Origin of the sequence: Cutibacterium porci, from assembly GCF_009696315.1 — a bacterium.
Lineage (GTDB): Bacteria > Actinomycetota > Actinomycetes > Propionibacteriales > Propionibacteriaceae > Cutibacterium > Cutibacterium porci.
The window spans coordinates 57,210-68,891 of sequence record NZ_VUMG01000002.1; the positions used below are offsets into that span (position 1 = coordinate 57,210).

The following is an 11,682-nucleotide window of genomic DNA, read 5'->3' on the forward strand; positions in this document are numbered from 1 at the left end:
CTGAAAACACGTCCCCGATTGAGGAGCTTTTGTGACCACCGAACCGCATGACCATGCCCAGAACAGCGCTGAACCTCATCGCCCGATGGCGCTGTGGGGCGGACGATTCTCGGGCGGCCCAGCTGAGGCGTTGGCGGCGCTGTCAGTCTCAACTCAGTTCGATTGGCGGCTGGCTCGACACGATATTGCTGGATCGAGGGCCCATGCCGGAGTGCTCCATGCTGCCGGTCTCCTCGATGACGATCAATATGAGGGGATGCTCAAGGCTCTCACCACCTTGGAAGATGACGTTATGTCGGGTCGTTTTGTGGCCCAGCCCGAAGACGAGGATGTTCACACTGCTCTGGAGCGTGGCCTCATCGAGCGTGCCGGTGAGGACCTGGGAGGACGACTGCGTGCCGGGCGTTCTCGCAACGACCAAATTATCGCACTGCTGCGGCGTTATTTGCGCGAGGAGGTTCGCAGTCTTGCGGGGGAGATTTTAGGGCTTGCCGAGGTGCTAGCCCGACGAGCTGAGGAAGCCGGCGACGCGGTTATTGCCGGTCGCACTCACATGCAACATGCCCAGCCGGTACTACTGGCCCATCATCTGCTGGCTCATGCGTGGCCGTTGGTCCGCGACGTGCAACGGTTCCGTGATCTTGATGCGCGACTCGACAGCTCGCCGTATGGATCCGGGGCGCTAGCCGGATCGTCATTGGGTCTGGACCCAGACGCAGTAGCGCGAGATCTTGGTTTCTCGTCGTCAGTGCCGAACTCTATCGACGGCACCGCAGCTCGAGACGTCGTCGCCGAATTCGCGTTTGTCGCCGCCCAGGTCGGAGTTGATTTGTCGCGGCTTAGCGAGGAGATCATTATTTGGAATACTCGCGAGTTTGGCTACGTTACCCTTGACGATTCGTTCTCGACGGGATCGTCGATCATGCCGCAGAAAAAGAATCCGGATATTGCTGAGCTTGCGCGGGGCAAGGCCGGACGACTTATTGGAGACCTTGCTGGTTTGATGGCGTCGTTGAAAGGTATGCCGCTCGCCTACGCTCGTGATCTTCAAGAAGACAAGGAGCCAGTCTTTGACCAGATTGATCAGCTGCACCTGCTGCTACCGGCTGTCACCGGCATGATAGACACCGCCGTATTCAACACTGAACGGATGGCTGAGATGGCTGGTCAGGGATTCTCGTTGGCCACCGATGTTGCCGAGTGGTTGGTGCGTCAGGGGGTGCCCTTCCGTGTTGCGCACGAGTTATCTGGCGCGTGTGTGCGCGAGGCTGAGTCCCAGGGCAAGGAACTGGCTGATCTGACCGACGAGGAGCTTGCCATGATCGATCCCCGTCTTACTCCGCAGGTGCGCGACGTCATGACGGTAGAGGGATCGGTACGCTCTCGGGTTGGACGCGGCGGGACCGCTCCGGAACGCGTGGCAGAGCAGATCAACGAATTACACATGGTGATTGACGACTTGCGTGGTTTCGAGAACGCTGAAACCCGATGAATACAGTGCCCGACAACTCGTCACTGCGGGTGACAGATGAGCAGCGGAACAGAGTTCTCGACCATATTAACGACGCATATGCTCATGGCGTAATCGACGATATTGAGCGAGAACGTCGCACGGAGACCGCCTTATTAGCACGGACTCGCTCCGAGCTCGACGAGAGCTATCGCAATCTGCCGTCCTTTAAGCCGTCCGTTCCCGAAGGGATCAGAACACCATTACCGGATGTGCCCGAGAAGCGGCCAACGACTGGTGTGGGATGGTGCGGGTTGTCGGCGTTGGTGAGCGGTCCGATTGGACCTGCTATTGGGTTCGCGATGACTTCCAAGGGGTCATGGGCACGCCGTAAGACCACGCGCCAGTTGGTGACTCAGACTGCTTTCTTTGCCGTGCAGATGGGACTGGAGCCAGGCCCGATTGGCTTGCACAATAGCTGGGGCTCCAGTGTTGTGGCGCTGATATGGATGGTGGTCACAATTGTGCAAGCGGTTCGGGGATTCCAAGGACGAGACTGAGACGCTGGTAGCGCGTCTATTGATTGCGCATATGACCACAGTCTCTCTCGAGGCGTGCGGGGTTGGTTCGGCCACCTTGTTTGTTCATGCTGGAGGATATGAGCAGCTGGCAGACGTGGCGAAACGACTGGCGTGTGAGCGACGTCGAACGCGATCGAGCCGTCGCCATTCTGCGCGATGGCTATATTGATGGTCGACTCTCGCCCAATGAGTTTGACAATAGGGTGACTCGCGCTCTGGCTGCGGTGACGCGCGCCGACCTAAGCGCCGCTCTGGCTGGGCTGGTGGTTGCTGGCGGACGGTCTTCCCGTCACGCCACAGGCGAAACATTAGCGGCTGGGCTCATTGGGCTGTCACCGTTCATCCTGGGCCCGCTAGGGCCAATGTTGGGAGTAGCAATATCGCCGCGGGGGTCATGGACGCGCCGCCAGGTGGCTCACCAGGCCAATTTTCAGCTCGTCGCGTTACTCGTGGGCATGGTGGTGCTGGGGATCGCCGCGAAGGCGAACCTTATGATCGTAACGCTCCCACTGATCGGTATGGCCTGGTTCGCTGGCACGATCATGCACGCTGCCAAAGCGTTTGAGGGACATGAATGGACGAACCCGGTTCTTCGGCTGATTCCGTTGAAATTTTTCGATGATGGGAACGTCAACGGTGGGAGTGCTGATGGTGGGAGCTTTAAGGGTGGGAGGCCGCGCCCGCCCGGTTCGGCAAGTCTGGGTCGATGAGGTATTATTGAGTGATACAACTCAACAGGGGGATGACTGGTTTCGACTTGGAATGGTTGTTCCAGGAGAAGCGGGCCGAGGAGCCAGGGTCAACTCGTTAACGATCCTTGGGAACCTATAAGTGCCGAGAACACTCGCACTGACTTCGCTCTCGCTGCCTGATCAGTGATCGAAGGGTCAGCCCGGATGTAGCCTTCCGTCCGGATTCTGGCCTCGTTTAGAAGGCTTGCTGTGCGGCCGTGGTCACGGAGGCTGCACGGGACGTTTCCGTGACTGGGCTTGTCTGCACCATGTCGGTGTGAGTGCAGGAGCCGAGCAACAACGACAGCATCGACTGCGCCCGGAGAATGTCTGGACGGTCTTTCAAGGACGCGGGTTCAATTCCCGCCATCTCCACATATAAAGAATCCCACCCCTAGTCAGGGTGGGATTCTTGCGTCTGGCTAGGGGTTATGGCCACCTCGGCATATGCGCACAGTGTCGCAGAGACGCATACTATGCATCACGCTACAGATGCATGGGGGTTGCGAGGAGATGCATATACATCTATCATGCCGGCATGGCGCGTAGGTCGTGGGGATCAATCAAAGTCCAGCGGTCCGGAATGTTTCAGGCCTCATATAAGGGGCCTGACGGGAAGCGGCACCTGGCCCCGATGACATTCCGCACCAAGGGGCAGGCGGGCCGGTGGCTCGACCGCGAGGCAGGGCTTATCGCCACCGGCGGGTGGTCGCCGCCGGATCAGCGGATGCGTGAGGAGAAGGCCGCCGAGGAGGCCCCCACGGTGGCGGAGGCGTTCGAGGACTGGATGACGGCGCTGAGCGTAGCGGGGCGTCGTGACGGGACCCTGCGTGCATACCGCTCGCGGTTCAGCCTCACGATCCTGCCCGTTCTGGGCGAGAGTCGTGTCCGCGACGTGAGCCGGTCAGACATTCGACGATGGTGGTCCCAGCTGTGTGACGGGACGTGCCCTCCCAATCTTGTGGGGGGTGTTGTGCGCCCGCGCACTAATGGCCAGACGAGAACCGCCTACATTGCTCTGCGATCATTTTGGTCTTGGTGTGTCAGGAACGACTTGTGCGAGGTCTCGCCGGTGGCGATCCCTGAGGCGTCGGTTCATCGCCCCGTGCGTGTCGTAGTGCAGGATCATGTCGCAACGCCAGAGCAGGTGCGCGACCTGGCTGCTGCGATGCCGGACAGCCTCGCGGTGACCGTCTGGCTGGCCGCCTGGTGTCAGCTGCGCCAGGGGGAGGTCCTGGCGCTGAGGCGCGGTGACGTCGACCTAGAGGCTGAGACCATCCATGTTCACGCATCGCTGTTTCGGCCTGTTGGTGGCGGGATTGCTAGCGGCCCCACCAAGAGTGACGCCGGAGACAGGGTCATTTCTGTGCCGCCGAGAGTGATGTCTATCCTGCGGGATCATCTGGAGCGGTTTACAGGGGAGGACGATGATGCTCTCGTGGTGTCAAATCCAGAGGGCGGGTTTGTCCACCCCTCGACATTTGGGCGTATATGGAAGCGAGCCTGGGCTTCGTGCGGCCTGGAGGGGTTGACGTTCCACGACTTGCGCCATACGGGGCTGACGATTTTTGCTCAGCATGGGGCGACAGTGGCAGAGCTCATGCACCGGGGCGGGCACTCTTCGATTGAGGTTGCCTTGCGTTACCAGCATGCGACGGCTGAGCGTGATCGTGCGCTGGCGCGGTTGATGGATGGTTCTGTGGCGTCACCGTGATGTGGTGGCAATGGCACACTGGGAATCGCTCATCTTTTGTGAGCGATTCCCAGTGTGAGGTTGACTCTCCTGTCCCCATAGGGGACTATTGATGGTGTCAGGACGACATGAGGAGGACGACATGACCACCTACCGCAACACCATCACCTACAGCACCTACGGCTACCCCGACATGAGGGAGCTCACCGACGCCGAGCGCTTCGAGGCTGAGACCGACATCTACGGCGCGATCGCTCAGCTCGGCGACCGGGACGACCCGGACGGCATCATCCGCTCCACCGCCATGGCAATCCTCGACGGAGACGCCAGCCTCGACGACATCGCCGCACGGTGGCTGCGCGACGGGGACCCGGACGATGTCCTGCACCGCTGGCACGAGGGTCTCACCGACCTCGACCACGCCATGACCGGAGCCCTCATCGGAGCACAGGCGCGCTGGCCCCTCTCGGACGACGATCTGGAGGACGTATCCGGCATCGGCGAGGCGACCGCCATCCTCCTGTGCTACCGGAGGCCCGGCGGCGAGTCGCTGGCCAGCGGGATCATCAGGGCCTGAGCGCAGACACACAACAGCCGCCCCGGAGTCGCTCTCTGGGGCGGCGCATGAGGACTGACAGCCGCAGCATGAGACAGGAGACAGACATGATGCAGGACTACGAGCTCGACGCATGGCTTGGGTCAGCGCTGGAGGACACTACCGACGAGCAGCGCGAGCAGCTGCACCGCCTCGACGAGGCCATCACAGACATGGGGCTCGACCCCGACGAGGACCCAGATCAGGAGCGATTCACAGGGGGAGCTACGGTCATCCTTGGCGATGACACTCTCGAGCACGCTGTCGACCAGTGGCGCGACGCACGCTTGGCCGCTAGCCACGCCCGCATCGCCATGTCGGGGGCCATCCTTGCAGCCTACATCCGCGACGACGCCACCGAGGCCGAGCTCATGGAGCGCACCGGCCTGTCACGCCGAGTCATCCGCGAGGCACTAGGTAGGAGCGATTCCAGGTGACACGCCAGGTGACGGGCCCCCGCGACCTGCCATGGCTGCGGCACGAGCTGCTGGGGCTCATCGGTCAGAGGGTCGCCCTATATGCGGACGGACCTCGCAGCGCTGACGCGGCCACGATGAGACGGTCCGCCAAGTCCATCGCGGCTGGCAGTCTATGGTGGGTGTCGGCGGACATGACGAGAGTCGCCCTTGACGCCTCCCAGGACATGCCGGCATGGTCCATCGCGGCGGCCATGCCGGACACCTCAGGCCTGCTGTGGTGGGCTGGCAGGCTCCCAGCAGTGCGCTACTGGGACGAGGATGAGCTCGCCATGCACGCCGGCCAGATGACGGCGATTATGTGGTGCCTGCATGATGGCGCGATGAGCATGGTGCCGATTATCAGGCTGGGCGAGGCTGGATGGATCATGCCCACCTCGGCTTCCATTAGCACTGCTGCGACGAGCGAGGATATGCCACGGCTGGGCACGGCTCGCTGGCCGGATGCCGCCGGTGTGCTGTCCCTGCTTGGTGCAACCTGGACGCTCATGGTGGAGCCCCAGGTGGCCGAGCGGCGTCACCGGGATCAGCCGCGCCGGGATGTGGCCCGGGCTGCCAGGGCGCGCGAGTCGACCTCGCCTATCACTATCGTCGACCTGCGCCCAATGCGCACTGTGCCAGAACCGGGCGCGGGTGGCGAGTCGGGGCGGCGCCTGCACGTGCGCCACGTTGTGCGCGGCCACTGGCGTCAGCAGTGGTACCCGTCCTCGGGAGAGCACCGTCCCAGGTGGATTCACTCGTATCTCAAAGGCCCCGATGGGGCTCCGGTCAAGGCGTCGACGCCAGTCATGGTATGGCGGCGCTAGAGACAATGCACCCGCTCTTGACAATGCCATAATTTATGGCATGATAGAGCTATCAAGACGGCACCGGCCGCACCAACGATAGGAGATCGACCCATGACCTACACTCGCGACATTATCCGCAAGACGCACACCGATAACGGCGACGACGAATGGGAAACCCGGACTGTCCCAGTAGCAACATTCACCCAGATCGACAATGCCCTCGCTCGCACCCTCCTCGCGTTCGTTGACAGGCGCAACATCGGAAAAGCTATCACTATTGATGAAACAAACTACGTCCTCGACTACATCTCGCAGTCAACCAACGCGTCGCGACACTCACGCGGCCTCTCCGTTTACTTCACGGTCCGCCGATCAGTCATTCGTATCTCCGATCATTGGTCAGAAAGCCACGGATACCCGGCATCCCGAAAGCTCAATTGCGGGGCCATCGACACTGCATACTGGGTGATCAACAATGATCCAGCCCACGGAACTATCTCAAGCACCTATCACGCGGGAAAACATCCGCACCGGCTTCTAGCGGGCATTTGCGGCAAAACTGTACTCAACACGACCGTCAATCATTGGAGGGCGTCATGAATTCAGCCACCGCGCGGACGATCAGGGAAACGTGCGGTCTAACGTACCGCGATATCGCCGACGCCTTAGACGTGAATATCCGCACTGTGCAGAGATGGGAGGGCGTCGCTTACGGTGCTGACATTCCCGACGATGCCGCAGCCTACTATGTCGGCTGCCTGACCTGGCTCACCAGGACTGTCTCCGACGCGGTTGGGTACGCGCTTGCGATGGCTGACACGTATGGCGAGCCGGAGACCGTCGACCTGTCACGCTACGTCACCCAGGATAGTGCCGAACGCGACGGATTCCCTTACCCGATAGGGCTTCACGCTGCTGCTCAAGGCCACATTCTCGAGCACCTGGCAGAACAGGGCATGACCTGCAATGTGACATACACCCAACCATAGCGGTGATACAGCAAAATATGCCCCCGACCATGATGATCGGGGGCATACGATTTGCGATGAGAGTCTACTTTACTTGCGTCCAGCCTGGCGGATAGATGGCCGGGTCCCACACGTTGCCGTCGACCAGGGATTCCCAAATATGGCCGTCAAATGTGACACGATCGCCCTTATGGTAGGCGTCGGTAGCCCCGGTCGGCTGCCGATACTCTGGCACCGTATCCCCTTGGCGCTCGCGCCAGTTGGCTACACCCGGCTCCCACACGTTCGAGTCGACGGTGGATTCCCACGTTTTTCCGCCGTGGGTGACGAGATCACCCAGCCTGTAGGCGTCGAGGGCCCCGGTCGGCTGGGCCCACTGTGCGTATCCGCCGTCGACTGGCCGACGCTTGGCTGTGATGCCGGTGGCGTCTTGGTAGTGGTCGATAGCGTCGGCGACCTGCTGAGGGATTTCGGCGACGACTCGGCGACGATTCGACTCACTATAGAGCGCGTTGATAGTGTCGTTCAGATCAGCGTCGGAAATGTTTTTCACATCATCGATGAGTGACGTCATTTCGTGTTTTCCCATCTAGAGTGTTGCTGGCCATCTTTCATCAGTAATCCATTCAGCGTGCAATCTGACACCAGATGCGACTGGGCCAGAAAAATTGCTATTAGAAGACGACGCGTTGAAAAACATGTTGCATATATTAATTGACGTGTTTGTGCATAGTTGATTAAATGCGAAACGTACCCTAAACCCTGACGGAAGCGGTTTATCTAGTATGGAGACGCCAGTTTTTGTGTGATCGACAGAGGCATCGAAGCAAACGATGTTTCCGTATCTCCGTATCGTGACGGGAATATTGTTTGTCGGGGTGAGGCTACCGTCTGCCGCTGTAATAAAATTAGTGTACTCTTGTCTCTTTGTGACATCCATGATCCCGGTGTCGCCGTAAACGACAGTCCAGCCGGTGGCGAGTTTCTGCCACAGGAATGTTTTCTGTGGGGCGTCCGTTGGAATCCACAACGCCCCGATCGGGGCACTAGCAGTCCACGTCCTACCCGCCTGATCCAATGTGGCTGGCATGTCGGGGCGTCCCACACCGGTGCCGGTGAGCGTCGACGGCTGACCTGCCGGGCCCGGCGGACCCTGCACTCCGCGAGGCCCCGCAGGACCAGTAAACGCTGACTGTGGGACACCAGACACCTCATTTCCGGCGCGGATGAGCACGTCTCCGTCGTGCACCGTGGCTGGCACGAGCAGGGTCACGGTCGGGGCGGAGGCGTCGGGAGGCTGCCAGCCTGCAGCCGTCCACAGGTCGAGCGGGTGTGCTGTCGTGTGATCTGTGGTGACCGTGATCTGGTATGGCGTCCAGCCCAATGCGGCGGCGAATGATACCTGCCATGTGCCGGTGTACAGCCACAATCCGCGCTGGCCGTTGAGACTTAGGTAGCCGTTGGCGTCGAAATCGGCGACAATATCCTCATGCTGGGCCCTGATGGACGGCTCGGGGGAGGCTCCGGGAATGATCCTCCCAGTCTCAAGCGGCCTGAATGTGACCGCCTTGTCCATGGCGACGGGCGGACCATCAGGGTAGGGGTCGTCGGCGCTCGTAGAGTCGGCGACAGCGCGGATAGCGCGGGCGGTCACAAAGCCGTACGCGTAGGCGGAGGGCAGTACAGGCTCAGCCATGCTCACTCCTCGGCGTGGCGTGCCACGAAAACCGAGCCAGGCTCACCGGCAGTCGCGCTCGGAGTCTCGTCGAGAGGCTCTATCATCCCGGCGTCATCAGCCGACAGTGTCACGGTGTGATCCTCTGGAGGCTCCAGCAGGCCGCCGCCAGCCGACAGCACAGCGTGGGCGTCCGGGGACTGATTTCCGGCCACGAATTCGGGCGAGCCTAGCGACGTGGCCACCGACAGTATCGCAGCTACTAGCGCTGTGAGGAGGGCTGACAGCCACGGCAGTCCCCGGAGACTGTCAGTCGTGTAGGTGACGCCAGCGGAAACGCCGAGAGTGGCGATGAACGTTTGGATAAAAGTTTTCAGGGAGCGCTCGAAGCAGCCGAGCCAAAATTGTTTACCCACAGTCACTTCACTTTCCGTTCCAGATCGCTCAGACGATTCTCGATTTTTTGTAGCCGTGTACGTACCTCAAGTATGTAATACCAGATACTCCACAGGGCATCCTTGGTGCGCCAGAGTTTACCGGTGACCGGGTTTTTCACCCAGGACAGGTTTTCAATCTGCTTTTTGAGCATCCCGTTTTGGTTTTGGACGACACCAACGTCGTGGTGCAGTTGCTGCTGGGCGGAGACAATGCTCGCTTTCAATTCCTTGACATCGGCCATAGTGAGCTCCTCTGGGTGCGTGTTGGTGATGGCGGCCATAAAACGGTCCCAAGGAAAGTAGGGGCCTGGGTCGTCATGGTCGGATTGGTGGAAAGCGTCAGAAACGTTATCGTGCCCGCAAATACCAGACATTCCCGATTTTACTTGGGCGGTGGAAAGCTTGCGGACCGGAATGTGGTGTCGGTGGCAAATGTCGCGGGCAAGAATGGCTGCCCGCTCTACGGCAGGCCACACTTGCGGGGATAGCCACTGCTCACGCGTATAGGAATGCGATGGATTATCGAATGAAGATTTCGACCCGCCGTCGGCGCAAATCTCGATACCGATCGAGTGCGCATTGGGCGGGGCGTGATACCCGATGGTCTCCTCCGACAGGCATTGCACTGTGGCAGTGACGTCGCAAACGTAGTGGGCTGAGGTAGGACGGGATGTCGACTGGAAGTATCGTGCGGTCGAGGCGGCCCTGCCCGCCCGGGATGCCGACGGATACCCAGTATCTGGGCACGTGGCGTGAATGACCAGCCTTGTCACTGGCGTATTCTCATTTCCACCGTGATGCTTGGCCTGAATGAATTGCATGGTGTCCTCTCAGGGGGTGAGCGAGCCAGTCGGGGAAGGTGATGGTTTTTCGGCCGGAGCACATGCGGTTGCCCCGGCGACAGTCGATGTGGTGCCGTCAGTGAACGCGACGACCAGCTCGCCGCTGTCGCAGGTTAGGGAGGCTATGCCGCGCCCGTCTTTGCCTGGCGCGCCGTCTCTACCGTCCTTGCCGTCGGCCCCCGCCGGTCCGGCAGGCCCGGCTTGCCCTGCAGCGCCCGGCTGGCCGTCGACGCCAGGAAGGCCGTCATGGCCAGGATTTCCCTGCGCGCCAGGAGCCCCCGTAGCGTCCTTGCCGGGTGCCCCTGTCGCGTCGCGGCCTGGGGTTCCGGTGGCGTCACGGCCAGGCCGACCGTCGCGGCCCGGAGACCCGGTAGCATCCCTGCCCGGCGCCCCAGGCCTGCCCGCCGGACCCATAGGGCCAGCTGGCCCCGGCGCGCCAGCGGCGGGGGCGGGGGCAGGGGCATCCTTGACACGCGACTCGACGCGGCTCGCCTCGTCGCACAGGCCAGCCTGCCGTAGTGAACGGCCCTCATCTGTTCCGGTGGCACATGCGGCCTTCACCCGCTGAGCTAGTGATTTCGCCTCGGCGGCGTTGGCTGCGGCCTGCGACCCGGCGGCGTCGCGCTCGCCCTGGATGTGTCCGGCCCAGCCGGTCAGGCCAGCAACGGCGGCCACCAGGATTGCGAGCATCAGAGCTTGCCACACATTCAGCCGCTCCGACGATCGGCGTTGTCGGCGTTCTGTTTCGAGCTCATTCGTCGTGTGCGGCATCAATCATCCAATCGGGTAAATCGGGCAAGGAAATTACCGGGACGCTATCGGGGAGAGATAAATTGTGGCGACGTATTTCGGCGCGGGTCGCGTACACCCATTCCTCTAGCTGGTCGATTTGGGCGGCCTGGCGGCGTTGAATTTTGCGGGAGCGGTGCGTCAGGGCCGGTAGCGCGGTGAGTAGGGCTGCCACCACTGTGGCTATACCGGTGACGAGTGTCGAGGCCATCTGGCCCATAGGGCGGCCTCCTAGTCTGTGTCGTGCTCGCTCCACGCGGCGGCAGTCAGCACAGCCAGCGGGGTGCACACGAGCAGGCCGAGCATCGGGGCGACCAGCGATGCGGGTGGTCTGGTGTCCATCGACCACGCCAAATCAAGCGCCGACCACACACCCCAGGCGGCGGTGCTCATGCTCGCTCCGACGATCCCCCACAGGTGCGACGGTCGGATAGCGGCACCGACGAGCACGACCATTGCGGCGCCGTGCACGCCAATCCACCACCAGTCGTCGACGATGGCTACCGGCTGCACCAGCCCGTGCACGGGCAGGATCGCGGGGGTCGTCCGCCCTGCCAAGTGCAGGGCCAGCATGAGCACATGCGTCCAGGCGAGCAGCACTGTGATGCGCACGACCAGGCGGGGGCGGTGCAAAATCCGGTGCAGGTCGGCGAGCAT

The 11,682-nt window shown here is 61.5% G+C and carries 15 protein-coding genes, 1 other RNA gene and 1 pseudogene; 10 read left to right on the plus strand and 7 right to left on the minus strand.

Annotated elements, in window-relative coordinates; all coding sequences use genetic code 11:
* Positions 1-31: 31 nt before the first annotated feature.
* From argH to FYJ43_RS04185, 10 genes are all read left to right on the plus strand, one after another.
* Positions 32-1,492 carry an argininosuccinate lyase gene (argH, locus tag FYJ43_RS04140; RefSeq protein WP_326833335.1) on the plus strand — a complete coding sequence of 487 codons (1,461 nt, stop codon included), beginning with the start codon at positions 32-34 and terminating at the stop codon, positions 1,490-1,492.
* Entirely contained in the window at positions 1,489-2,010 is a 522-nt protein-coding gene (locus FYJ43_RS04145; protein WP_154562362.1) for a DUF1707 SHOCT-like domain-containing protein, read from the plus strand. Before argH ends, FYJ43_RS04145 begins: the two co-directional genes overlap by 4 nt.
* A 98-nt stretch (positions 2,011-2,108) precedes the next feature.
* Positions 2,109-2,741 carry a DUF1707 SHOCT-like domain-containing protein gene (locus FYJ43_RS04150; RefSeq protein ID WP_154562364.1) on the plus strand — a complete coding sequence of 211 codons (633 nt, stop codon included), beginning with the start codon at positions 2,109-2,111 and terminating at the stop codon, positions 2,739-2,741.
* A 28-nt stretch (positions 2,742-2,769) separates the two neighbouring features.
* Positions 2,770-3,140, plus strand: a transfer-messenger RNA (tmRNA) gene (gene ssrA, locus FYJ43_RS04155).
* 160 nt (positions 3,141-3,300) lie between these two features.
* Positions 3,301-4,476 (plus strand): tyrosine-type recombinase/integrase, encoded by a 1,176-nt coding sequence (locus tag FYJ43_RS04160; protein WP_195839898.1) that lies wholly within the window; start codon positions 3,301-3,303, stop codon positions 4,474-4,476.
* Between the two features lie 121 nt (positions 4,477-4,597).
* Positions 4,598-5,032 (plus strand): hypothetical protein, encoded by a 435-nt coding sequence (locus tag FYJ43_RS04165; protein ID WP_154562368.1) that lies wholly within the window; start codon positions 4,598-4,600, stop codon positions 5,030-5,032.
* An 86-nt stretch (positions 5,033-5,118) separates the two neighbouring features.
* Positions 5,119-5,487, plus strand: coding sequence for a hypothetical protein (locus FYJ43_RS04170; protein WP_154562370.1), 369 nt, complete (start codon positions 5,119-5,121; stop codon positions 5,485-5,487).
* Positions 5,488-5,495: 8 nt separating this feature from the next.
* On the plus strand, positions 5,496-6,332 hold the full coding sequence (locus FYJ43_RS04175) for a hypothetical protein (protein ID WP_154562372.1): 837 nt from the start codon (positions 5,496-5,498) through the stop codon (positions 6,330-6,332).
* Positions 6,333-6,425: 93 nt separating this feature from the next.
* Positions 6,426-6,914 carry a hypothetical protein gene (locus tag FYJ43_RS04180; RefSeq protein WP_154562374.1) on the plus strand — a complete coding sequence of 163 codons (489 nt, stop codon included), beginning with the start codon at positions 6,426-6,428 and terminating at the stop codon, positions 6,912-6,914.
* Entirely contained in the window at positions 6,911-7,303 is a 393-nt protein-coding gene (locus tag FYJ43_RS04185) for a helix-turn-helix domain-containing protein (RefSeq protein ID WP_154562376.1), read from the plus strand. The genes FYJ43_RS04180 and FYJ43_RS04185 overlap by 4 nt, the downstream gene beginning before the upstream one ends.
* Positions 7,304-7,367: 64 nt before the next feature.
* On the opposite strand, the gene FYJ43_RS04190 is transcribed toward FYJ43_RS04185, so the two are convergent.
* The 7 genes and pseudogenes from FYJ43_RS04190 to FYJ43_RS04220 all read right to left on the minus strand — a co-directional run bounded on the left by FYJ43_RS04190 (position 7,368) and on the right by FYJ43_RS04220 (position 11,682).
* Entirely contained in the window at positions 7,368-7,856 is a 489-nt protein-coding gene (locus FYJ43_RS04190) for a hypothetical protein (RefSeq protein WP_154562378.1), read from the minus strand.
* A 15-nt stretch (positions 7,857-7,871) separates the two neighbouring features.
* A complete protein-coding gene (locus FYJ43_RS04195; RefSeq protein WP_154562380.1) occupies positions 7,872-8,978 on the minus strand; it encodes a hypothetical protein in 1,107 nt (368 codons plus the stop codon).
* A gap of 2 nt (positions 8,979-8,980) precedes the next feature.
* On the minus strand, positions 8,981-9,373 hold the full coding sequence (locus FYJ43_RS04200) for a holin (protein WP_326833336.1): 393 nt from the start codon (positions 9,371-9,373) through the stop codon (positions 8,981-8,983).
* 2 nt (positions 9,374-9,375) lie between these two features.
* Positions 9,376-10,224 (minus strand): annotated as a pseudogene (locus tag FYJ43_RS04205) (N-acetylmuramoyl-L-alanine amidase); the annotation flags it as partial.
* Positions 10,225-11,007 carry a collagen-like domain-containing protein gene (locus FYJ43_RS04210; protein ID WP_154562384.1) on the minus strand — a complete coding sequence of 261 codons (783 nt, stop codon included), beginning with the start codon at positions 11,005-11,007 and terminating at the stop codon, positions 10,225-10,227.
* Positions 10,988-11,245 carry a hypothetical protein gene (locus tag FYJ43_RS04215; RefSeq protein WP_154562386.1) on the minus strand — a complete coding sequence of 86 codons (258 nt, stop codon included), beginning with the start codon at positions 11,243-11,245 and terminating at the stop codon, positions 10,988-10,990. The genes FYJ43_RS04210 and FYJ43_RS04215 overlap by 20 nt, the downstream gene beginning before the upstream one ends.
* Before the next feature lie 11 nt (positions 11,246-11,256).
* A complete protein-coding gene (locus tag FYJ43_RS04220) occupies positions 11,257-11,682 on the minus strand; it encodes a hypothetical protein (RefSeq protein WP_154562388.1) in 426 nt (141 codons plus the stop codon).